This is a genomic window from Micromonospora sp. RV43, assembly GCF_001029515.1.
Classification (GTDB): Bacteria; Actinomycetota; Actinomycetes; order Mycobacteriales; family Micromonosporaceae; genus Micromonospora; species Micromonospora aurantiaca.
This window is the reverse complement of the sequence record NZ_LEKG01000132.1, coordinates 1-21,875: the sequence shown is the minus strand read 5'-3', so window position 1 is coordinate 21,875 and position 21,875 is coordinate 1. Positions and strand designations below refer to the sequence as shown.

19 protein-coding genes are annotated in these 21,875 nt (G+C 74.0%); 10 read left to right on the top strand and 9 right to left on the bottom strand.

The features are described from left to right. Positions 1 to 69 precede the first annotated feature (69 nt). On the top strand, positions 70 to 1,071 hold the full coding sequence (locus ABD52_RS26535) for an NAD-dependent epimerase/dehydratase family protein (RefSeq protein ID WP_047893584.1): 1,002 nt from the start codon (positions 70 to 72) through the stop codon (positions 1,069 to 1,071). Positions 1,072 to 1,120: 49 nt separating this feature from the next. Here ABD52_RS26535 and ABD52_RS26530 read toward each other — a convergent pair whose 3' ends face one another. Further along, positions 1,121 to 2,095, bottom strand: coding sequence for a nitroreductase (locus ABD52_RS26530; protein ID WP_013284883.1), 975 nt, complete (start codon positions 2,093 to 2,095; stop codon positions 1,121 to 1,123). A 187-nt stretch (positions 2,096 to 2,282) separates the two neighbouring features. On the opposite strand from ABD52_RS26530, the gene ABD52_RS26525 reads away from it, so the two are divergent. Further along, on the top strand, positions 2,283 to 2,921 hold the full coding sequence (locus tag ABD52_RS26525) for a response regulator transcription factor (protein WP_013284884.1): 639 nt from the start codon (positions 2,283 to 2,285) through the stop codon (positions 2,919 to 2,921). Positions 2,922 to 2,927: 6 nt separating this feature from the next. On the opposite strand, the gene ABD52_RS26520 is transcribed toward ABD52_RS26525, so the two are convergent. Continuing rightward, complete coding sequence (locus tag ABD52_RS26520; RefSeq protein WP_200905240.1) at positions 2,928 to 4,595, bottom strand: GAF domain-containing sensor histidine kinase; 1,668 nt, start codon at positions 4,593 to 4,595, stop codon at positions 2,928 to 2,930. 93 nt (positions 4,596 to 4,688) lie between these two features. After that, a complete protein-coding gene (locus ABD52_RS26515) occupies positions 4,689 to 5,699 on the bottom strand; it encodes a nitroreductase (protein WP_047893585.1) in 1,011 nt (336 codons plus the stop codon). A gap of 153 nt (positions 5,700 to 5,852) precedes the next feature. On the opposite strand from ABD52_RS26515, the gene ABD52_RS26510 reads away from it, so the two are divergent. Next, on the top strand, positions 5,853 to 8,201 hold the full coding sequence (locus ABD52_RS26510; protein ID WP_047893582.1) for a heavy metal translocating P-type ATPase: 2,349 nt from the start codon (positions 5,853 to 5,855) through the stop codon (positions 8,199 to 8,201). Between the two features lies 1 nt (position 8,202). Here the strand turns inward: ABD52_RS26510 and ABD52_RS26505 are convergent, their stop codons facing one another. From ABD52_RS26505 to ABD52_RS26490, 4 genes are all read right to left on the bottom strand, one after another. Beyond that, complete coding sequence (locus tag ABD52_RS26505) at positions 8,203 to 9,069, bottom strand: universal stress protein (protein WP_047893581.1); 867 nt, start codon at positions 9,067 to 9,069, stop codon at positions 8,203 to 8,205. Further along, complete coding sequence (locus ABD52_RS26500; RefSeq protein WP_047893580.1) at positions 9,066 to 11,468, bottom strand: phosphoketolase; 2,403 nt, start codon at positions 11,466 to 11,468, stop codon at positions 9,066 to 9,068. Before ABD52_RS26500 ends, ABD52_RS26505 begins: the two co-directional genes overlap by 4 nt. A 127-nt stretch (positions 11,469 to 11,595) precedes the next feature. Next, on the bottom strand, positions 11,596 to 12,426 hold the full coding sequence (locus ABD52_RS26495; RefSeq protein ID WP_047893579.1) for a universal stress protein: 831 nt from the start codon (positions 12,424 to 12,426) through the stop codon (positions 11,596 to 11,598). 83 nt (positions 12,427 to 12,509) lie between these two features. Further along, positions 12,510 to 13,310, bottom strand: a complete 801-nt coding sequence (locus ABD52_RS26490; protein ID WP_047893578.1) for a PP2C family serine/threonine-protein phosphatase — start codon at positions 13,308 to 13,310, stop codon at positions 12,510 to 12,512. 98 nt (positions 13,311 to 13,408) lie between these two features. Here ABD52_RS26490 and ABD52_RS26485 point away from each other — a divergent pair, with 98 nt between their 5' ends. The 6 genes from ABD52_RS26485 to ABD52_RS26460 all read left to right on the top strand — a co-directional run bounded on the left by ABD52_RS26485 (position 13,409) and on the right by ABD52_RS26460 (position 18,692). Beyond that, positions 13,409 to 13,645: an HTH domain-containing protein gene (locus tag ABD52_RS26485; RefSeq protein ID WP_030275209.1), complete on the top strand. Its 237-nt coding sequence runs from the start codon at positions 13,409 to 13,411 to the stop codon at positions 13,643 to 13,645. Next, positions 13,645 to 14,220, top strand: coding sequence for a Clp protease N-terminal domain-containing protein (locus tag ABD52_RS26480; protein WP_047893577.1), 576 nt, complete (start codon positions 13,645 to 13,647; stop codon positions 14,218 to 14,220). The genes ABD52_RS26485 and ABD52_RS26480 overlap by 1 nt, the downstream gene beginning before the upstream one ends. 100 nt (positions 14,221 to 14,320) lie before the next feature. Continuing rightward, a complete protein-coding gene (locus tag ABD52_RS26475) occupies positions 14,321 to 15,328 on the top strand; it encodes a diacylglycerol kinase family protein (RefSeq protein WP_047893576.1) in 1,008 nt (335 codons plus the stop codon). Continuing rightward, positions 15,321 to 16,322: a YihY/virulence factor BrkB family protein gene (locus ABD52_RS26470; RefSeq protein WP_013284895.1), complete on the top strand. Its 1,002-nt coding sequence runs from the start codon at positions 15,321 to 15,323 to the stop codon at positions 16,320 to 16,322. Before ABD52_RS26475 ends, ABD52_RS26470 begins: the two co-directional genes overlap by 8 nt. Positions 16,323 to 16,399: 77 nt before the next feature. Then, entirely contained in the window at positions 16,400 to 17,890 is a 1,491-nt protein-coding gene (locus ABD52_RS26465; protein ID WP_013284896.1) for a phosphatase PAP2 family protein, read from the top strand. A gap of 4 nt (positions 17,891 to 17,894) precedes the next feature. Next, complete coding sequence (locus ABD52_RS26460) at positions 17,895 to 18,692, top strand: endonuclease/exonuclease/phosphatase family protein (protein ID WP_047893575.1); 798 nt, start codon at positions 17,895 to 17,897, stop codon at positions 18,690 to 18,692. Here the strand turns inward: ABD52_RS26460 and ABD52_RS26455 are convergent. After that, positions 18,679 to 19,332, bottom strand: a complete 654-nt coding sequence (locus tag ABD52_RS26455) for a GAP family protein (protein WP_047893574.1) — start codon at positions 19,330 to 19,332, stop codon at positions 18,679 to 18,681. The two genes, ABD52_RS26460 and ABD52_RS26455, sit on opposite strands and share 14 nt — an antisense overlap. 200 nt (positions 19,333 to 19,532) lie before the next feature. After that, on the bottom strand, positions 19,533 to 20,495 hold the full coding sequence (locus tag ABD52_RS26450) for a TIGR03557 family F420-dependent LLM class oxidoreductase (protein ID WP_013284900.1): 963 nt from the start codon (positions 20,493 to 20,495) through the stop codon (positions 19,533 to 19,535). Between the two features lie 307 nt (positions 20,496 to 20,802). Here ABD52_RS26450 and ABD52_RS26445 point away from each other — a divergent pair. Continuing rightward, positions 20,803 to 21,875, top strand: a 1,073-nt coding sequence (locus ABD52_RS26445; RefSeq protein ID WP_047893573.1) for a glycoside hydrolase family 5 protein, incomplete at its 3' end; no start/stop codon positions are given.

The window sequence follows — 21,875 nt, the reverse complement described above, 5'->3', positions numbered from 1 at the left end:
GCCGTTGGCAGATCTGCTGACTGTGAACTTGGTGCCTGCCGGGTGGTGCTGGGCGGCAGGCTGGGACCTATGCGACTCCTGATGCTTGGCGGTACGGGCTTTGTCGGCGGTGCGGTCGTGGCCGAGGCGGTACGCCGCGACTGGCAGGTGACCGTGTTCAATCGGGGTGTGCACGGGCGGGTGCCGGACGGCGTACACCGGTTGCGGGGTGACCGGACCGCGCCGGACGGGCTGGCCGCGCTCACCGGCGGCGAGTGGGACCTGGTGGTGGACACCTGGGACGGCGCGCCCCGCGCGGTACGGGACGCCGCGCTGGCGCTCGCCGACGCGGTGCCGCACTACGTCTACGTGTCCAGCGGATCGGTGTACGCGCCACCCGTCGCGCCCGGCAGCGGCGAGGAGGCGCCCACAGTGCCGGCCGACGCGGACGGAGACGACGGTGACTACCCGGCGAACAAGGCCGGCGGGGAACTCGCCGCGACTCGGGTGTTCGGCGACCGGGCGCTGCTGGCGCGCGCCGGGCTGATCCTCGGGCCGGGGGAGGACATCGGGCGGCTGCCGTGGTGGCTGAACCGGGTCGCCCGGGGCGGGGACGTGCTGGCGCCGGGGCCGCGTGACCTGCCCATCCAGTACGTGGACGTCCGGGACCTGGCGACCTGGGTGCTGGACCGGGGCGTCGAGGGCGTCGGCGGGGCGTACAACGTGGTGGGTCGCACCGGGCACGCGACGATGGGTGACCTGCTCGACGCGGCGGTGGCGGTGACCGGGTCGGACGCGAGGCTGCGGTGGACGGCGCCGGAGCCGATCCTGGCCGCCGGGGTGGAGCCGTGGAACGACCTGCCGGTGTGGATTCCGCGCGGGCACGAGTACCGGTGGTTGCAGGAGCGGGACGTGGAACGCGCGTACGCGGCGGGGCTGGTCTGCCGGCCGGTGACCGAGACGGTCGCCGACGCCTGGCGGTGGCTGCGCGAGGTGGGGCGCGTGCCGGACCGGGCGGGGCGGCCGGCGCGCGCACCGGTCGGCCTGGCGCCGGAGCGGGAGGCCGCCCTGCTGGCCGCGCTCCCGGCCTGACCCCGAGAGGCAGGGCCGCGCTCCCGGCCTGACCTGCGGAGGGTACGGGTCAGGCCGGCACGACCGGCAGGTCGAGCACCTCCTCGACCGGGCGACGCGGGGTGGCGCGGCCCGGCTGGCCGTACCCGATCCGCATCACCATCTGCGGGGTGCCGAACCGGCCCAGCGACATCCGCAGCGCCTCGCGTGCGGCGGGCACCTCGATCGGCTGGGACAGCATCGACACGCTCAGCCCGGCGTCGGTGGCGGTGAGCAGTACGCGTTGCAGCGCCTGCCCGGCCAGGATCTGGTCGGCCGAGGTGTTGCCGGCCGAGCCGAGCACCGCGACCAGCGGCTCCGGCTCGAAGTCGCGGCCGGGGGCGCGGTTGCGTCCGCCGAAGCCGCGCTGGGGCAGCAGGTCCTGCGGCTCGCTCTGCGGTCCGCCGGCGCCGGAGGGCACGCCGTCGGGGGCCGGCTCGGAGCGGATCCACTCGGCCCGTTCGGCCACGTACGCGGGGTCGCGTTCCAGCACGCGGTGGGCGCTGCGGGCGACCTCGGCGACCGCGTTGACGGCGCTGGTGCCGATCACGAGTTCCAGCCAGCACTGTTCGGCGCGGGCCGCCTCGCCGAGCCGCCAGCGGGCCTCGGCCGGCACCGGGTCGGGCCAGAACGGCGCGCGGTTGCTGAACCGGTGGCCGATCGCCCCGTACAGGCTCTGCTCGACCGGGGTGGGACGGCGCGGCACGTCCGGCACCAGCCGGGCCACGACGTCCGGGTCGGCGGGGTACGGGCGCAGCCGCACAGTGGCCGGGGTGCCCGCCACGGCGAGCGCCAGGCGCAGGTTGAACAGGGCCGCACCGGCGGCGATACGCGCGCCCCAGCCGGTCGGGTCGGTGGCGGGCAGGCCGCGCAGCGGGTCGACGGACACCTCGATGCCGCCGTCGACGAGCCGGAACCGCCACGGCTGGGTGTTGTGCAGTGACGGGGCCCGGACCGCGTCGGCGACCGCGGCCCGCAGTTGCTCGGCGGTGTATTCGGTCGTCATGGTGGTGCTCCCTCTCGTGCGGCGCCGGCTCCCCCGGCCGGGTACACCACTACGGTGCGTCAGGGGGCGGCGCGGTGAGCAGGGCCGGAGGTCCCCACCTGGGCCCGGCCGTCGGTCCCGGCCGGCGCGGGCAGGACGGGACTTTCGACCCGTGCTACGAGGGCGGGAAAGCGGGTAGAAAGGACTGATGATCCGGGTGTTCCTGCTCGACGACCACGAGGTCGTCCGTCGTGGCCTTGCCGACCTGCTCCAGAGCAGCGGCGACATCGAGGTGGTCGGCGAGTCCGGCCTGGCCCAGGAGGCGGCGCGCCGCATTCCGGCGCTGCGCCCCGACGTGGCGATCCTCGACGCCCGGCTGCCCGACGGCAACGGCATCGACGTGTGCCGGGACGTCCGCGCGGTGGACTCCTCGATCAAGGGGCTGATCCTCACCTCGTACGAGGACGACGAGGCGCTGTTCGCGGCGATCATGGCGGGCGCCGCCGGGTACGTGCTCAAACAGATCCGCGGCACCGACCTGGTGGACGCGGTCCGCCGGGTGGCGGCCGGGCAGTCGCTGCTCGACCCGGCGATCACCACCCGTGTGCTGGAGCGCATCCGCAGCGGCGTGGAGCAGCCGCGGGAGCTGAAGTCGCTCACCGAGCAGGAGCGGCGGATCCTGGAGTACGTGGCGGAGGGGCTCACCAACCGGGAGATCGCCGGGAAGATGTTCCTGGCCGAGAAGACGGTGAAGAACTACGTCTCCAGTGTGCTCGCCAAGCTCGGGCTGGAGCGGCGTACCCAGGCGGCGGTGCTGGCCACCCGCCTGCTCGGCAAGAACACCTGACGGCTGTCAGTCGAGCGGGACGCTCCAGCGCACCTCGGTGCCGCGCGGCTCGGCCCGGCGCAGCGTGAACTCGCCGCCGAGCCGCTCGGCCCGCTCCCGCAGGTTGACCAGGCCGCTGCGGGCCGCCTCCGGGTCGCAGCCGATCCCGTCGTCGGTGACGGTGATCTCGACCCGGCCGGCGTCGACGCGTACGCGCACCGACACCCGGTCGGCCTGCGCGTGGCGTACCGCGTTGGACAGCGCCTCGCGCAGCACGGCGGTGAGTTCGGGGCGCAGGTCGTCCGGGACGGCGCTGTCGATCGGGCCGATCAGCTCCAGGTCGGGGCGGTAGCCGAGCGATTCGGCGGCCACCTCGATCGCCTCGCGGATCTCGGTGCGCAGCGCCGCGCTCATCGGCGTCCGCAGCTCGAAGATGGTGCGGCGGATGTCGCGGATGGTGGCGTCCAGGTCGTCGACCGCCTGGTTGATCCGCTTGGCCGCCTCGGGGCGGGCGTTCATCGCGCCGCTCTGCAGTTGCAGGCCGGTGGCGAACAGCCGCTGGATCACCACGTCGTGCAGGTCGCGGGCGATGCGTTCGCGGTCCTCCAGGACCACCAGCAGTTCCCGTTCCTCCTGCCCGCGGGCGCGTTCCATGGCCAGCGCGGCCTGCCCGGCGAAGCTGGCGAGCAGGGCGAGGTCGTCGTCGGCGGCGGGCCCGTGGTCGGGCAGGTAGCCGATCACCAGGACGCCGTGCAGCGTGTCGGCGGCGGCGAGCGGGGAGACCACGGCCGGCCCGGCGACCACCGGCCGGGGCCAGGGCGCCGCGGCGGCGAGGTCGTCGACCTGGTCGTGGCGGCCCTGCGTGACGGACGCGGCGAAGCTGGTCTCGGCGGCCGGCAGCACCGCGCCGACCAGTTCCCGGCTGACCGGGTCGGCGCCGTCGACGACCTCGACGGTGAACTGGGCCTCGTCCTCGTCGTAGAGCAGCACCAGCGCCAGTTCGGCCTCGGCGACCTCGCGGGCGCGGCGGGCCACGAGCGTCAGCGCGTCGGTGCGGCGTACCTCGCCGAGCAGCACCGAGGTGATCTCCGCGGCGGCCGCCAGCCAGCGTTCGCGGCGGTGCGCCAGCGCGTAGAGGCGGGCGTTCTCGATCGCCACGCCGGCCGCGGCGGCCAGCGCCACCACGATCTCCTCGTCGTCCTCGGTGAACTCGGCCGCGCCCTGCTTCTCAGCCAGGTAGAGGTTGCCCCAGACGTGGTCGCGGATGCGCACCGGCACGCCGAGGAAGCTGTGCATCGGCGGGTGGTTCGGCGGGAAGCCGTACGACTTCGGGTGCTTGGTGATGTCCGGCATGCGGACCGGCTTCGGCTCGTCGATGAGCAGACCCAGCACGCCGCGGCCGTGCGGCAGCTCGCCGATCTTCGCGTGCAGTTCGGGGCTGATGCCGTGGACGATGAAGTCGTGCAGCATGCGGTCGGGGCCGATCACGCCGAGCGCGCCGTACCGGGCGCCGGCCAGCTCGCACGCCGACTGCACGATCCGCTGCAGCGTGCTGCGCAGGTCGAGGTCGGACCCGATGCCGACGACCGCGTCCAGCAGGGCCCGTAGCCGCTCGCGGCTGGTCACCACCTCGCCGACGCGGTCGAGCATCTCCTGGAGCAGTTCGTCCAGGCGGACGCGGGACAGCGGGGTCAGCCCGAGCGACGGCGTGAGGTGCTCGTGCCGGGACTGGGGTGCGGCGGCCACCCGGCGATGGTATCGCCCGGTGGCCGCCGTGATCGAGACCGGTCAGGCGAGCCGGTCGCGGACCGCCGAGATGTCGACCGTCTGTGCGACGTCCAGCCGGGGCGTGTGCGGCGGACCGGCGTGGTTCGGGTCGGCCAGGCCGAGCCGCATGCTGATGTACGGGAACCCCAGGCCGGAGAGCATCTGCCGCAGCACCTCGCGGGTGCTCTCGACCTCCACCACACCGGACAGCGGCACCAGCGACACCCCGTGCCGGGTGGCGGTGAGCCAGGCGGCGGAGAGCGCCTCACCGGCGCGCAGCCAGCTCATCAGCTCGTCGTCGGAGCCCCACAGGATCCCGTACACGGCGGCCTTGTCGTGGCCGGGCCCGATCGGCAGCGAGCCGGCGCGGCCGAAGTCGCGGGCCGGAACGGTCGTCTGCGGGGCCTGCTCGGGCAGCACCTCCGGCGGCAGCCCGGTGCCGGTGCCGGCCCGGCTGGTCCAGTAGGCCAGCTCCTCGCGCAGTTCCGGGCTGTCCGCCTCGACGGCGGCGGCCTGCTGCGCGGCGCTCGCGAGCTGGATCTTCTGGGTGTCGTCGAGCAGTTGCAGGTTCACCCCCTCCAGCGTGGCGGCCCGGTCGATGTCGTTCAGCGCGGCGGTGGGGATCGGCTCGTCGCTGACCGGCCGCCGGTCGGTGTGCCGCACCTGCATGCACTGCACGACGCGCATGGCGTCGGGGTCGGCGCCGGTGTGCTTGAGGGTGGTGATCCGGGCCAGCAGGTCGGGTTCCTTCGGGTCGGGCAGCCGTTCCACCACCGGGGTCCAGCCCTCGGCGGCCAGCGCCACCCGGGCGTGGTGCAGCGCGGCGCCGCAGCTCACCACCAGCAGGTGCCCTTCCGGGTCCAGGGCGCTGAGGTGCCGTTCGCGGACCACCCGCAGCTCCAGCGCGTCGGGCAGGACCGTCCAGTGCCACGGCTGCGTGTTGTGCACCGAGGGGGCGTGGCCGGCCATTCCGGCGGCCTCCGCGAGCGCGGTGGTCAACGGGCGATCGCCGGCCGGCGTCTCGTGGCTCATCGTCACGACCTTTCCTGTTTTCCCCATCGTGCCCCACCCCCGGGACGCCCGGGTGGGGATGCCGCTCCATCCTCGGGCATGCCCGGCCGCCCCGCAGGGCCGGATTACCCGTGTCGCCCCGCCGCCCCACGCCGGGACTGAGACGATCCACACGTGGGAACCGAGCCACGCGAGTGCGTACCCGAGCAGCCGGCCCGCGCCCGGCGGTGGGCGTGGGCCGAGTGGGCGCCGCTGGTGCTGCTCACCGCGGCGGTGCTGGCCGGTGCGGCGCTGTGGTTCGCCGGCGCGCACGACGCCGCCCGGCTGGTCTGGGCGGCGGTCACGGTGGTCGCCCTGGTGCCGGCGGCCTGGACGACGCTGCGCCAGTTGTGGCTGCGGCAGTTCGGGGTGGACGTCATCGCGGTGCTGGCGCTGCTCGGCGCGCTGCTGGTGCGGGAGTACCTGGCCGGCGCCGTGATCGCGGTGATGGTCGCCACCGGGCGGGCGCTGGAGGAGTACGCCCAGCGTCGCGCCACCCGCGACCTGCGGGCGCTGCTGGAACGCGCGCCCCGGCAGGCCCGCCGGCGCACCCCGGAGGGCGGGATCGAGGTGGTGCCGCTGGACCGCGTCGCGGTGGGGGACCGCCTCGTCGTCGGGCCGGGCGACGTGGTGCCTGTGGACGGCGTGGTCGAGGAGGCGGCCACGCTCGACGAGTCGGTGGTCACCGGCGAGTCGCAGCTGGTCACCCGCGCGGCCGGGGAGGAGGTGGCCAGCGGCGTCGTGAACGCGGGTGCCGGCTTCGGGCTGCGGGCCCGCCGCAACGCGGCGGAGAGCACCTACGCCGGCATCGTCCGCCTGGCCGGCGAGGCCACCGCCCGCAAGGCCCCGATGGTACGGCTGGCCGACCGGTACGCCGCCGCGTTCGTGCCGTTCACGCTGGTGCTGGCCGGGCTGGCGTGGCTGCTGTCCGGCGAGTTCACCAGGGCGGTGGCGGTGCTGGTGGTGGCCACCCCGTGCCCGCTGCTGCTGGCGACCCCGATCGCCGTGGTCTCCGGGCTGTCCCGGGTGGCCCGGCGCGGCGTCCTGGTCCGCGACGGCGGGTCGCTGGAACAGCTCGGCCGCGCCCGTACCCTCCTGCTCGACAAGACCGGCACGCTCACCGCCGGGCGGCCCCGGGCGGCCGAGGTGGTGGTGGCACCGGGCGGCGACCGCGACGAGGTGCTGCGGCTGGCCGCCTCGGTCGAGCAGCTCTCCCCGCACGTGCTGGCCGCCGCGCTGGTGCGGCAGGCCCGCGAGCGGGGGCTGCCGCTGGCCGAGCCGACGCAGGTCACCGAGGAGCCGGGGCACGGGGTGAGCGGCCGCGTCGACGGGCGGATGGTGCACGTCGGTCAGCTCGCCGGGGAACCGCCGGAGTGGGCGGGCCGGCTCGGTGAACGCGCCGAACGGGCCGGGCGTTCCGCGGTCTGGGTCAGCGACGACCACGGGCCGCTCGGCGCGATCCTGCTGGAGGACCCGGTCCGCCCGGACGCCCGGCGCACGGTGCGGCGGCTGCGCGAGGCGGGCCTGACCCGCCTGGTCATGGTGACCGGCGACCGGCCGGGCACGGCCCGGCAGGTGGCGCAGGTCGTGGGCGTGGACGACGTGATCGCGCGGTGCTCGCCGCAGGAGAAGGCCGATCGGGTACGCGAGGAGTCGGCGCACGCGGTGACTGTGATGGTCGGCGACGGCGTGAACGACGCGCCCGCGCTGGCCGAGGCGCACGTGGGCGTGGCGATGGGCGCGACCGGGGCGACCGCCTCGGCGGACGTGGCCGACGCCGTGCTCACCGTGGACCGGCTGGACCGGCTCGCCGACGCGGTCGAGATCGCCCGGTACGCGCGCCGCATCGCGGTGCAGAGCGCCACCGTCGGGATGGGCCTTGCGGTGCTGGCCATGCTGGTGGCCGCGGTGGGGCGGCTGCCCCCGGTGGCCGGCGCGTTCCTCCAGGAGGGCATCGACGTCCTGGTGATCCTCAACGCGTTGCGCGCGCTCGGCGGCGGCCTGCGGCGGCGCGACCTGCCCGCGCACACGGTCGAGCTGATCGACAGGTACGCGGGCGAGCACGGCGGCGTCCGGGACGTGCTGGCGGCGCTGCGGGACACCGCCGACATGGTGGCGACCCGCCCGGACGACCCGGCGTGCCTGCCGGCGCTGCGGGAGGTGCACCGGCGTCTGGTCGACGAGGTGCTGCCGCACGAGGCGGCCGAGGACCGGCAGCTCTACCCGGCGCTGGCCGGTCCGCTCGGCAGCGACGAGGCGACCTCCACGATGAGCCGGGCGCACGTGGAGATCGTCCGGCTGGTGGAGCGGATCGGCGGGCACCTCACGGCGCAGCCGGACGGCCGGCTGCGCCGTGACGAGGTGCCCGACCTGCTGGCCGCGCTCTACGGCCTGGACGCGGTGCTGCGCCTGCACCTGGCCCAGGAGGAGGAGGACTACTTCTCGCTCAACCCGGAGGAGGGCTCCACCGCGCCCGGCCGCTGAGTCAGCGCTCGCGGACCACGGCGACGGGGCAGTGCGAGTGCTGGATGAGCTGCTGGCTGACCGAGCCGAGCAGCATGCCGCGCAGGCCGCCCCGGCCCCGGCTGCCGACCACCACCAGCTGCGCCGACCGGCTCGCCTCCACCAGGAGCGCGGACGCGCTGCCGGGGACCGCCTCGATCTCGACCGGCACGTCGGGGAAGCTCTCCCGCCACGGCGCCAGCTCCGCCTCGGCGGCGGCCCGCTCGCTCGCGGCGACCTGCTCCGGGTCGAAGTCCGGCGGCACCCACCGGTCACCCGGCGGCTCCCAGGCCCGCAGCACCCGCAGCGGCACGTCCCGCTGGGCGGCCCGCTCGACGGCGAAGCCGAGCGCCCGCAGCGCCGACTCCGAGCCGTCCGAGCCGGCCACCACCGGCCCGGACGTGGCGGCCTGGCCGTCGCGGACCACCACCACCGGGCAGTGGGCGTGCGCGGTGACCGAGACCGCCGTGGACCCGGCGAGCAGCCCGCCGAAGCCGCCGTGGCCCCGGCTGCCGAGCACCAGCATCCCGGCGTCGGCGGACCGCTCCTGGAGCACCAGGGCGGGCGGCCCGTCGAACACCTCGCCGTGCACGGTCAGGCCCGGCCGGTCGGCGGCGGCGTCCGCCGCCGCCTTGCGGACCAGTTCCTCGACCTGCTGCCGGGCGGCCTCGTCCGGCCACACCCCGGGCGCCACGCCGGGCCCGATCCAGCCGGTCACTGTCAACCACTCGAAGACGTACGCCAGGCGTACCGGCCGGCCGGAGCGGCCCGCCTCGTCCAGCGCCCAGTTCAGGGCGACGGCGGCGTCCGAGGAGCCGTCGTAGCCGACCAGGATCTCGTCGTCGTTCATTCGCCACTCCTCACCGCGGGGTCGTTCTCCCTGATCCAGCGCCACTCGGCGACCCGGGGGTCGTCCTCGCCGTAGCGGCGGGTGTAGTCGCGGCAGGCCTGGCGGGCGTCCACCATGTCCTGGCGCAGGTGCGCGGCGCGCGACCGCAGCCCCGGCACCCGGTCGATCACGTCGATGACCAGGTGGAAGCGGTCCAGGTCGTTGAGCATCACCATGTCGAACGGCGTCGTGGTGGTGCCCTCCTCCTTGTAGCCGCGCACGTGCAGGTTCTCGTGGTTGGTCCGGCGGTAGGTGAGCCGGTGGATCAGCCACGGGTAGCCGTGGTACGCGAAGATCACCGGCTTGTCGCTGGTGAAGATGGTGTCGAACTCGTTGTCCGGCAGGCCGTGCGGGTGCTCCGACGGCGGTTGCAGGCGCATCAGGTCGACCACGTTGACCACCCGCACCCTCAGGTCCGGCAGGTGCCGGCGCAGCAGGTCGGCCGCGGCGAGCGTCTCCAGCGTCGGCACGTCGCCGGCGCAGGCGAGCACGACGTCCGGTTCGGTGCCGTCGTCGCTGCTGGCCCAGTCCCAGATGCCCAGGCCGCGGCGGCAGTGCTGGATCGCCTCGTCCATGGTCAGCCAGTTCGGCGCGGGCTGCTTACCGGCCACCACCACGTTGATGTAGTGCCGGCTGCGCAGGCAGTGGTCCATGGTGGACAGCAGCGTGTTGCCGTCCGGCGGCAGGTAGACCCGGACCACCTCGGCCTTCTTGTTGACCACGTGGTCGATGAAGCCCGGATCCTGGTGCGAGAAGCCGTTGTGGTCCTGGCGCCACACGTGGCTGGACAGCAGGTAGTTCAGCGAGGCCACCGGCTCCCGCCACGGGATGTTCCGGGTCACCTTCAGCCACTTGGCGTGCTGGTTGACCATCGAGTCGACGATGTGGATGAACGCCTCGTAGCTGGTGAAGATGCCGTGCCGGCCGGTCAGCAGGTAGCCCTCCAGCCAGCCCTGGCACAGGTGCTCGGAGAGCACCTCCATCACCCGGCCGTCGGGGGAGAGGTGGTCGTCGCCGGGCACCTCGGCGCCCACGAACGCGCGGTCGGTCACCTCGAACGCCGCACCGAGCCGGTTCGAGGCGACCTCGTCCGGGCCGAACAGGCGGAACGTCTCCGGGTTGCGCGCGATCACGTCGCGGACCCAGGGGCCGAGCACACCGGTCGCGCCGGCCATCGGCTCGCCCGGCGTCGGCACGTCGACCGCGTAGTCGCGGAAGTCCGGCAGCTCCAGGTTGCGCAGCAGCCGGCCGCCGTTGGCGACCGGGTTGGCGCTCATCCGGTGGTCACCGGTGGGAGGCAGGCCGGCCACCTCGGCGACCGGGCCGCCGGTGGCGTCGAACAGCTCCTCCGGCCGGTAGCTGCGCAGCCAGCGCTCCAGCTCGGCCAGGTGCTCCGGGTTGTCCCGGACCTCGGAGATCGGCACCTGGTGGGCGCGGAACGTGCCCTCGACCTGCTTGCCGTCGACCCGGGACGGACCGGTCCAGCCCTTCGGCGTCCGCAGAATGATCATCGGCCAGCGGGGGCGCTCGACGTGCTCGCCGGAGCGGGCCCGGCGCTGGATCGCCGCGATCTCGTCGACCGCGCGGTCGAGCGTCGCGGCCAGCAGCTGGTGCACGGTCGCCGGGTCGTCGCCCTCGACCACGTACGGCTCGTAGCCGAAGCCGCGCATCATGTCCCGCAGGTCCTCGCCGGGGATCCGGTCCAGCACGGTCGGGTTGGCGATCTTGTAGCCGTTGAGGTGCAGGATCGGCAGCACCGCGCCGTCGCGGGCCGGGTTGAGGAACACGTTCGACAGCCAGCTCCCGGCCAGCGGGCCGGTCTCCGCCTCGCCGTCACCGATCACGCAGGCCACGAGCAGGTCCGGGTTGTCGAACGCGGCGCCGTACGCGTGGCTCAGCGCGTACCCCAGCTCGCCGCCCTCGTGGATCGAACCCGGCACCTCCGGCGCCACGTGGCTCGGGATGCCGCCCGGGAAGGAGAACTGCCGGAACAGCCGCTGCATGCCGGTCTCGTCCCGGGGGATGTGGTGGTACAGCTCGCTGTAGGTGCCCTCCAGCCAGGTGTTCGCCACCAGCGCCGGGCCGCCGTGGCCGGGGCCGGTGACGAAGATGGCGGACAGGTCCCGGTTCACGATGACCCGGTTGAGGTGCGTGTAGAGCAGGTTGAGCCCGGGGCTGGTGCCCCAGTGGCCCAGCAGGCGCGGCTTGACGTGCTCGGGCTTGAGCGGTTCGCGCAGCAGCGGATTGTCGAGCAGATAGATCTGGCCGACGGTCAGGTAGTTCGCCGCGCGCCAGTAGGCGTCCAGCCGGCGCAACTCGTCTTCGGTCAGGGGGCTGTGCAGGTTCACCGCGGTGTCCATGCTGCCTTAGCCTCTCGTGGCTCGGGGTCGGCTGCCACTCGGGGACCACATTTTCTTCCCCGGCGCGTCCAGCCTCGTCCCATCGGGGGTCGCCGGTCAGGGCCGTAGGTCCCGCCTCGCGCGGGCGTCATGACCCGTCCCCAGCGTCCGCGGGGATGCCCCGTACGACGATCAGCGGGGCCGGCGAGTGGTAGAGCAGGGACTGGCTGACCGCGCCCAGAGTGGACCCTACCGGCCCGTCTCCCCAGGCGGCCACCACCGCCAGCTGCGCGGCGCGGGACCGGTCGAGCAGGACGGACTTCGGGTCACCGTGGACGGTCTCGCAGTCGGCGGCGACCCGGGGGTACCGCAAGGCCGTGCGGGTGACCGCCTCCTCCAGGCGCCCGTCGTCGCGGTCGCCGGACTCCGGCTCGATCACCCGGACGGCGAGCAGGCGGGCGCCCCGGTGCTGCGCGCAGTCGAAGGCGTACCCGAGGACGGCCCGCGAACTGGGCGACCCGTCGAAGCCGACGAGCAGCGGGCCGGGCGGGGCCGGCTCGGTACGCCCGACCAGCACCGGGCAACCGGCCCGGGCGGCCACGTCGACGGCCGGCGTGTCGGCGGGTACGCGGTCCGGGTGTGCGGACATGCCCCCGTCACCGAGCGCGATCAGGAACGCGGTGTCGGCGACCCGCAGCAGCGCCTCGACCGCCGAGCCCTCGACGATCCGGCCGCTGACCGGCACCTGCGGCGCGCACTCGGCGACGACCTGCCCGGCGTGCTCCAGCACGTTCTCCGCGTCCGTTCGGGTGCCGCCGGCCGGGGCGGGGCCGGGCGTCGCGGCCCAGTTGAACGCGTGCAGCAGGTGCAGCGGCCGGTCGTGGGCGGCGGCCTCGGCGGCGGCCGTGCGGACCACCGTCAGATCGGCCTCGGACCGGCCGACGCCGACCACCACCGCGCCGTGGCTGGGTGCGGCCACCCCGGCTCACCTCCCGACCCCTGCTTTTCACCCACCGTAGTCGTGGGACCGGGTGCGCCGGAGCGGGTCGGCGGAACTGGCGGTCAGCGCGGGGCGGGCAGCGCCGGGTGGACGCGCAGCACGACGGCTGTGGCGTTGTCCTCGCCGCCGTCGTCCAGGCTGGCGGCGAGCAGGGCCTCGGCGGTGCGCGCCGGGTCGCGCCGCGCGGAGAGCAGGTCGCGCAGCCGGTGGTAGCCGAGCTGGTCGCTGATCCCGTCGGTGCACAGCAGCCAGGTGTCGCCCCGGCGCAGCGGCACGGCGAGCAGGTCCGGCTCGGGCCGGTCCGGGTGGCCGACGTAGCGCAGCAGCTGGTAGCGCGCCCGCGCCGCCTCCGGCGAGTCGGCCGGCCACCAGCCGTGCAGCAGGCCGAGCCAGGCCATGGTGTGGTCGACGGTGACCAGCTCCAGCAGACCGTCGCGCAGCCGGTACGCCCGCGAGTCGCCGAGCTGCACCAGCCAGCCCTGCTCGCCGTCCGGCTCGACCACGAGCGCGGTGAGCGTGCACCCGGTCAGGCCGGACTGCGCGGCGCCGGCCTGGCGTACCCGCCGTTGGGTCTCGGCCACGGCGGCCCGCAGCGCGGCGGCGCCGACGGCGGGCCAGCCGGCGCGGACCCGCGCGGTGAACGTCCGGGCCGCTGTCGTGCCCGCCACCCGGCTGCCCTCGCCGTCGCCCATCCCGTCGCAGATCACCGCGAGCGGCAGCTCGGGGTCGACGTGCAGCACGTCGTAGTTCTCCGGGTAGCGGTGCCCGACCACGCTGCCGCCGGCGATCTCCAGGGTGAGGCGGCCGGCGGTGAGCCGGCGCGCGGACTCGACCGGCCGGTCCAGCGGGCGGCGGCGGAACACCAGCGGACCGTAACACCGGGACGGGCCGGACAGCGGCAGGCCGGGTCGCCTGTCAACCAGGGTTGACGCGAGGGGTGTTGTCAACCTACATTGACAGCATGAGTCAAGCGACGGAACTCGCGGCGGCGGCCGGCAGCACCGACCCCAAGGTCGGCCTGCGCGCGGTGCTCGCCCTGCGCCGGCTGCTCGAACGGCTCGAGGTGATCCAGGTCGACAACGCCCGGCGGCAGGGCTGGTCGTGGCAGGAGATCGCCGACGCCCTCGAGGTCAGCCGGCAGGCGGTCCACAAGAAGCACGCCGGGCGGCCGGCGGTGCGCGAGAGCTGGGAGGCGTGATGTTCGAACGGTTCACCGACCGGGCCCGTGCCGTGGTGCACCACGCGCTCGACGAGGCCCGCGCCGAGGGGCGGCGGCCGGTCGGCACCGAGCACCTGCTGCTGGGCGTGCTCGCCGACCGCGACAGCCTGGCGGTACGGCTGCTCGCGGCCGGCGGCGTCGACGCCGAGGTTCTGCGCGCCGCGGTGGCCCGCCACACCGCGCAGGGCGTGGACGGGCTCGGCGCGGCGGACGCCGCGGCGCTGCGCGAGATCGGCATCGACCTCGCCGCGATCGTGGCCCGGATCGAGGAGTCCTTCGGCCCCGACGCGCTGCGCGAGGCGACACCGCGTCCGCACCGCTGGTGGCGTCGAGGGTCGCACCACGGCACGTTCTCGCCCCGCGCCAAGAAGGTGCTGGAGCTGTCGCTGCGCGAGGCGCTGCGGCTGCGCCACCGGCACATCGGCACCGAACACATCCTGCTCGGCCTGCTGCGCGAGGGCGACGGCCTGGCCGCCGTGGTGCTCACCGAGGCCGGCGTCGACCTCGACGACCTGCGGCGGCGCGTCGACGCGGCGCTGCGCGAGGCGGCCTGACCGCGACGACGCGCATCCATTTTTCAAACCTGTTTGCGGTCCTTGCAACGTCCCGCCCCGCCGGGTCGCCGTCACGCCCCGTGTCCTGCACACTGACGCCGTGGACGGTGCAGACGACAAGCGCCCGGTGAACGCGGAGAACCGCACCCCGCGCTCGGCAGTGGTGGTCAACCCGGTGAAGGTGGCCGACCTGGACGAGTTCCGCCGCACCGTGGACGGCGCGCTCGCCGCCGCCGGGTGGCCGGCCCCGGCCTGGTACGAGACGACAGTCGAGGACCCGGGCCGCGGGCAGACGGAACAGGCGGTCGAGGCGGGCGCGGAGGTCGTCTTCGCCTGCGGCGGTGACGGCACGGTGATGGCGTGCGTGACCGCGCTGGCCGGCACCGACGTGGCGCTGGCCGTACTGCCCCAGGGCACCGGCAACCTGCTGGCCGCCAACCTCGGCCTCTCAAACGACCTGGCCGCCGGGCTGGAGGTCGCCGTCGAGCGCGGGATGCGCCGCCTCGACGTCGGCGTGGTCGGCGACAAGTGCTTCGCGGTGATGGCCGGGATGGGCTTCGACGCCCAGATGCTCGACTCCACCTCCGAGACCACGAAGAAGCGGATCGGCTGGCCCGCGTACGTGGTGGGCGCCGCCCGCCACCTGCGCGACCGGCCGATGCGCGTCTCGGTGCGCCTCGACGGCAAGCCGCCGCTGCGCCGCCGGGCCCGCTCGGTCCTGGTCGCCAACGTCGGGCGTCTCCAGGGCGGGGTACGCCTGCTCACCGAGGCCGAACCGGACGACGGCTGGCTCGACGTGGCGGTGCTGACGCCGCGTACGCTGCGCCACTGGCTCGCCATGGGCTGGGCGGTGCTGCGCCGCCGCGACCGGGTGCCCGGCATGGAGGTGTTCCGGGCCCGGTCGGTCGAGATCACCAGCACCCGGTCGCAGCCCCGGCAGCTCGACGGCGACCTGATCGAGCCGGGCCGGTCGCTGAAGGCCACCATCCGCCCCGAGTCGCTCTGGCTCTGCGTACCGCGCCCGCAGGAGCATCCCGACCTGGCGGTGGACGCCGACGCGGTCGGCGAGCGCGGTGAGCACCTGGTCGAGGAGGCCCGCCGTGAGTAGCACGAAGCTGGTCCCCGAGACCCGGCTGATGACCGAGGACCAGCTGTCCGCCGACGACGCCTGGCACACACTGCGCCGGCACGGCGGCTGGTGCCTGCTGCGGGACGCGTTCATCCGGTTCCGCTACGGCGACGGGTTCAGCCACTCCCGGGCGCTGGCGTTGCAGCTCTGCCTGGCCGTGGTGCCGTTCCTGATCGCGCTCACCGGCCTGATCACCGACCTGGGCGTGGACGAGGGCGGCAAGGTCGTCGCCGACACGGTGCTGGCCATCACGCCCGGCCAGAGCGAAGCCATGGTGCAGGACCTGCTGACCGACAGCGAGCGCACCGAGGACGCCGGCGAGCTGGCGCTGACCCTCGGTCTGCTCACCGGGCTGGTCGCGCTGACCACCACGATGGCGCAGATCGAGCGGGGCGCCAACCGGATCTACGGCGTCGAGCGGGACCGCCCGGCGCTGGCGAAGTACCTGCGCGCCGCGGTCCTCGCGGTGGTCGCCGGCGTACCCGCGCTTGCGGGCTTCCTGATCCTGGTCGGCGGCCGGGCGATGGGCGAGTCGGTACGGCGGCACTACGAGTGGGGCGACGTCGCCATGGCCGGGTGGGACGTGATCCGCTGGCCGCTGAGTCTCGGCCTGACCGTGCTGGCCGTCGCGGTGCTGTTCCGGCACGCCCCGCGACGCCGCCAGCCCGGCCTGTCCTGGCTCTTCTTCGGCGCGTCCATCGCCATCGCGATCTGGTGGCTGGCCAGCCTGCTGCTCGCCGCGTACGTGAAGTACAGCGGCGGATTCGGCCAGACCTACGGTGCGCTGACCGGCATGATGGCCCTGTTGCTCTGGGCCAACCTCACCGGGATCGCGCTGTTCGGCGGGCTGGCGTTCGCCGCGCAGCTCGAAGCGATGCGCATCGGGGTGGAGGAGCCCGCCCAGCCGGACCTGTGGGAGCCGGAGGCGCAGCGGGCGGAGCTGTTCGACACCGGTGAGATGACCTCGCTCTGACGCCACGCCGGTCCGGCGTGTACGGAACACGCCGATCGGGTACAGCGCGCCTCGCAGAAGAACGAGGGAGGTGCGGTGTGACCGCGGTCAAGGAAGCCGGGAGCCGGCCGCTCAGCCATTTCGCGGAGCGGAGCCTCGCGGGCCTGCTCGCCGTGGCCGGCGCGGGAGTCGGGTTCGGCGTGCTGCTCATGCTGGTCCGGTTCCGGTGGAGCCCGCTCTACCACGCCGACCACGAGACGGCCGAGTGGTTCAACAACCTCGTGGCCCCGCACGGCCCGCTGGTCACAGTGCTCCAGGCGATCACCGACCTGGGCGGGCGGCCGGTGCTGATCTGGCTGGTCACCATCGCGGTGGTGGGCCTGCTGATCCGCCGCCAGTCCCGGCTGGCGGTCTACCTGATCGTCACCGGCGCCGGCGGGCTGATCCTCGACCCGTCGCTCAAGGCGCTGGTCGGGCGGCTGCGCCCGGTGGTGGACGTGCCGATCGCCAGCGCACCGGGCAACAGCTTCCCCAGTGGTCACGCGCTCGGCTCGTTCGTCGCGTACGGGGCGCTGCTGCTGGTGTTCCTGCCGGCCATGTCGCCGCGCTGGCGCAAGCCCGCCATCGGCATCGCCGCCCTGCTGATCTTCCTGGTCGGACTGACCCGGATCGCGCTGGGCGTGCACTTCGTGTCGGACGTGATCGGCGGCTGGCTGCTCGGCGCGGCCTGGCTGGGCGTCACCGCGTACGCCTTCCGGCTGTGGCGGCGCGAGCGCGGCCGGCCGGTGCCGCCGCTGCGCGAGGGCCTGGAGCCGGAGGCCGGCGAGGACCTGGCGCTCGCGCCGGACGAGGAGAAGGTGCTGGAGCACCCGCGCTCCGCGATCGCCGAGCTGCTGGTCGGCTGGGTGCTCGTCTTCGGGGTGCTCTACGCGTTCGGCATGTTCGTCAGCTACCACGCCAAGGGCACGTTCTTCGACACGCTCGACACCGAGGTGCCGCGCTGGTTCGCCGAGCGGCACACCGACGCGCTCACGGAGCTGAGCTGGTGGTGGAGCAAGTTCGGCGACACCCACGCGATCCTGCTGGTGTCGCTGGTGTTCTGCCCGATCGTGCTGGCCGTGTGGCGGCGGTGGCGGCCGGTGCTGTACGTGGTGCTGGCGATGTTCGGCGAGCTGAGCCTGTTCCTGGCCAGCGCCCGGGTGGTGGACCGCCCCCGTCCGCCGGTGGAGAACCTGGACGGGCAGATGCCCACCTCGTCGTTCCCCTCCGGGCACATCGCGGCGACCATCTGCCTCTGGGTGGCCATGGCGGTCATCGTGTTCCCGCGTACCGACAGGTGGTGGCGGTGGCTGTTCGTGGGCCTGGCGGTGCTGATGCCGGTCGGCGTGGCCACCTCCCGGATGTACCGGGGCATGCACCACCCGACCGACTTCATGGGCGCGATCCTGCTCGGCGCGCTCTGGCTGTCGTTGCTGTACTGGGTGATCCGGCCCAACGCCGACGTGTACGAGGGCAACCGGCCGGCGATCGAGTCCGAACAGGTCGACGAGCTGGACGACGAGCTGGCCAAGGCCGCGCGGCCGGACTGAGCCGATGCTGCGGGTGATGACCTGGAACATCCGGACCGGCGGGCGGGACGGCGACGGCACCGACCGCCGGGACCGGATCGTCTCGGTCGTCACCGCCCAGCGCCCCGACGTGCTGGCCCTGCAGGAACTGCGCGGCATGGACGCCACGCTGGGCGGCCTGGCCGGGCGGCTGGGGATGACGCCGTACCTGGCCCGGTCCTGTTTCGGCCAGCCGGTGGCGGTGCTGGTCCGCCCGCCGCTGCGGGTGCTGCGCGCCGGCCGGGTCCGCCGCCCGTTCCACCACGCCGCCGCCCGGGTGCAGGTCGCCACCGGCGCGGGGCCGCTCACCGTGTTCAGCACGCACCTGAACCCCTACTCGGGCGGGCGGCGGCGGATGGAGGCGGACTGGCTGGCCGCCGCGCTCCGGCGCACCGGGGGAGCGCTGGCCCTGCTCGCCGGTGACCTGAACACGCTGGAGCCCACAGCCGACCACACCGCCCGGCTGGCCGGGCTGGCCACGCCGTACCGGCGGCGGCACCTGCGCCGCGACGGCCGTACCGTGGACACCCGCGCGGTGGCCCGGCTGCTCGACGCCGGGCTGGTCGATCTGTGGCCGCGGTCCGGCGGCGACGAACCCGGCGGCCTGACCGTGCCGACCCGGCACGGCGGTGCCGAGTTCGCCGGGATGCGGCTGGACTACCTGCTCGCCACTCCGGCGCTGGCCGACCGGGTACGAGCGGTGCGGGTGGTCCGCGACGGTGACGCCGACTCGGCCTCGGACCACTATCCGGTGCTGGCCGAGGTGGACCTCACGGCCGGCTGAACGACCCCGCCAGGTCGGCCACCACGAAGGCCGCGAAGATGAGGATGACCGTCTCGCTGACCAGCCAGGAGTGCCTGTCGGTCCAGGAGCGGAAGGCGGGCAGCAGACGCTCCGCGCGCTCGCCGGACAGAAGCAGCGTGAGCAGCGGCAGGGCCAGCAGCAGCACGGTGAGCGCGACGAACGGCAGGAGATGCCACCACGGGCGGCCGTGCCCGGCCATGCTCCCCGCGACCGACGCCATGACCAGCTCGTCGCTCGGTACGGCGACGGCGAGCACCAGCCCCAGACCGAAGGCGTACGCGGGCCGGGGGTCCTGCAACCGGCGCAGCCACCCGGGCGGCCGGTCGCGCCGCCGCCTGCGGAACGTGACCACCATGAGGACCGCCAGCAGGCCCAGCACGATCCAGTCGATGAGCCGCCGGCTGCCGCCTGCCCCGATGCCGTGCACGGCGGTGTGCCGCACCACCCGGAACGCCGCGTACCAGAGCGTCAGCGGCCCGAGGACGCCGACCGCCACACCGCCCAGGAAGGCCGCCGAGCTGCGCCGCGGGTGGCGGCCGGAGGCGAGGACGACGGCGCTGACGAGCTTCGACCCGGCGACCATCTCCAGCGCCAGCGGCAGCGCGGTCAGCAGGGGCATGCCCCATTCTGGTGTCGCCGTCGCGCGCGCCGGGCCGGGTTCTACAGGACCAGGTTGAGCAGCACTGTGAGCACCACCGAGGCGACGATCGAGAAGAGGATCATCAGCAGGCACCCGAGCCCGCCCCCGGCGGGCCGGATCTCGGTGTTCCCGATACGCATGGCGTCAACTCCTCAGCGGGGGAGGTAGCGGTGCGGCGGTCACAGCTCGCGCAGCCGGGGCAGCAGCTCCTCCTGGGCCCAGTCGAGGAACATCGGCTGGGTGTCGCCGCCCACCTGGACCAGCGCGACGTGGGTGAATCCGGCGTCGACGAACTTCTTGAACGCCTCGACGTGCCGGTCGGTGTCCGGGCCGCAGGAGATGCCCTCGGCCACGTCCTCCTCCCGGACGAACCGGGTGGCCGCCTCGAACGACTCCGGGCCGGGCAGGTCGGCGTTGACCTTCCAGCCCAGACCGAACCAGCGGAACTGGTCGTGCACGATCTTGCGGCACTCGTCCTCGTCCGGGCCGTAGCAGATGGCGACCTGCCCGTAGCGGGGGCGGCCCGCGCCGCCCGCCTCCTCGTACATGTCGATCAGGTGGGACAGCGGGTCGGTGGCGATCATGGCGTCGGCGTACTCGGCGGCCAGCGTGGCCGACTGCCGCCCGGACGCGGCCACCGCCATCGGCACCGGCCGCTCCGGCCGGTCCCAGACGTACGCGTCGGGCACGTCGAAGTGGTTGCCGGAGAACGTCAGCGTCTCGCCGTTGAGCAGTGGCCGGATGATCTGCAGCGCCTCCTCGAACATCTCGTGCCGCTGCTGCACGTGCGGCCACCCGCCCACCACGTGCTCGTTGAGGTTCTCCCCGGCGCCGAGACCGAGCGTGAACCGTCCGTCCGAGAGCACCCCGATGGTGCTGGCCTTCTGCGCCACCACCGCCGGGTGGTACCGCCGGATCGGGCAGGTCACGAACGACATCAGCTCGGCCCGGCTGGTGGCGTGGGCGACCGCGCCGAGCACCGACCAGGCGTACGGGGAGTGGCCCTGGGACTCCAGCCAGGGGTAGTAGTGGTCGGACATGACCAGATGGTCGAAGCCGGCGGCCTCGGCGCGTACGGCGTGGTCGACCAGTTGTTTCGGGCCGGCCTGCTCGCACATGAGGGTGTAACCGACGTTGACCATGGCACGTCTCCTTCCCGGGGCGGATCGTCCCCGGATACCCCGCCCGGCGCGGGTCAACCCTGCTGTCCGCTTCCCCGGTTGCCGTGCCCCGGCTTCTTAACCGGTTCAGTCGAATTGCCGCGGTCGCACCTCGCCGCCTCCCGGCTTGCCCCGCTTAACCGGTTGCCTAATGCCTTCCATCGCCCTACGCTGATGCCTGCGTCCGTTCGGGAACCGGGCGGCGGCTACCGGGCTCAGTCGCCACCACCTCGTCACCGTCACCGCACCCCCGCTCGGGCACGGGGGAGACCTTCCCCTGAGGACAGCCATGAAGAAACTGCTCTCCGTCGCGGGCGCCGCCCTGCTGACGGCCCTCGCCGCCGTCTTCGCCCTCGGGCAGCCGGCCCACGCCGCCACCGGGTTCTCCGTCTCCAACGGGCGGCTCTACGACGCCAACGGCGTCGAGTTCGTGATGCGCGGGGTCAACCACGCGCACACCTGGTACCCGCAGCAGACCAGCTCCTTCGCCAACATCAAGGCGCTCGGCGCGAACACCGTCCGGGTCGTCCTGTCCAGCGGCGACCGCTGGACGAAGAACAGCGCCGCCGACGTGGCGAACGTGATCTCGCTGTGCAAGGCCAACCGGATGATCTGCGTGCTGGAGGTGCACGACACCACCGGGTACGGCGAGGACGGCGCCGCCACCACGCTGGCGAAGGCCACCGACTACTGGCTGAGCATCGCCGACGTGCTCAAGGGCCAGGAGAAGTACGTCATCGTCAACATCGGCAACGAGCCGTTCGGCAACCAGGGCTACAGTGCCTGGACCACCGACACGTCGAACGCGATCAAGCGGCTGCGCGCCGCCGGCCTGACCCACACGATCATGGTGGACGCGCCGAACTGGGGCCAGGACTGGACGTTCACCATGCGCGACAACGCCGGCACCGTGTTCGCCGCCGACCCGCAGCGCAACACCGTCTTCTCCATCCACATGTACGGCGTGTTCGACACCGCCGCCGAGATCAGCGACTACCTGGGCCGGTTCCGGACCGCCGGGCTGCCCATCGTGGTCGGCGAGTTCGGCTTCAACCACTCCGACGGCAACCCGGACGAGGACGCCATCATGGCGTACGCCCAGGCCAACGGCATCGGCTACCTCGGCTGGTCGTGGAGCGGCAACGGCGGTGGCGTGGAGTACCTGGACATGACCACCGCGTTCAACCCGGCCCAGCTCACCAGCTGGGGTCAGCGGATCTTCAACGGCGCCAACGGCATCGCCGCCACGTCCCGCGAGGCGTCGGTGTACGCCGGCAGCACCCCGACCGCCAGCCCCACCGGCAGCCCGACCACCAGCCCGACGCCGACGAGCAGCCCCAGCCCGACCCCGCCGCCGACCAC

Coding starts and splice junctions, on each gene's coding strand:
- ABD52_RS26535 (WP_047893584.1), top strand. CDS start 70: ATGCGACTCCTGATGCTTGGCGGTACGGGCTTTGTCGGCGGTGCGGTC.
- ABD52_RS26530 (WP_013284883.1), bottom strand. CDS start 2,095: ATGACGACCGAATACACCGCCGAGCAACTGCGGGCCGCGGTCGCCGAC.
- ABD52_RS26525 (WP_013284884.1), top strand. CDS start 2,283: ATGATCCGGGTGTTCCTGCTCGACGACCACGAGGTCGTCCGTCGTGGC.
- ABD52_RS26515 (WP_047893585.1), bottom strand. CDS start 5,699: ATGAGCCACGAGACGCCGGCCGGCGATCGCCCGTTGACCACCGCGCTC.
- ABD52_RS26505 (WP_047893581.1), bottom strand. CDS start 9,069: ATGAACGACGACGAGATCCTGGTCGGCTACGACGGCTCCTCGGACGCC.
- ABD52_RS26500 (WP_047893580.1), bottom strand. CDS start 11,468: ATGGACACCGCGGTGAACCTGCACAGCCCCCTGACCGAAGACGAGTTG.
- ABD52_RS26485 (WP_030275209.1), top strand. CDS start 13,409: ATGAGTCAAGCGACGGAACTCGCGGCGGCGGCCGGCAGCACCGACCCC.
- ABD52_RS26480 (WP_047893577.1), top strand. CDS start 13,645: ATGTTCGAACGGTTCACCGACCGGGCCCGTGCCGTGGTGCACCACGCG.
- ABD52_RS26460 (WP_047893575.1), top strand. CDS start 17,895: ATGCTGCGGGTGATGACCTGGAACATCCGGACCGGCGGGCGGGACGGC.
- ABD52_RS26455 (WP_047893574.1), bottom strand. CDS start 19,332: ATGCCCCTGCTGACCGCGCTGCCGCTGGCGCTGGAGATGGTCGCCGGG.
- ABD52_RS26450 (WP_013284900.1), bottom strand. CDS start 20,495: ATGGTCAACGTCGGTTACACCCTCATGTGCGAGCAGGCCGGCCCGAAA.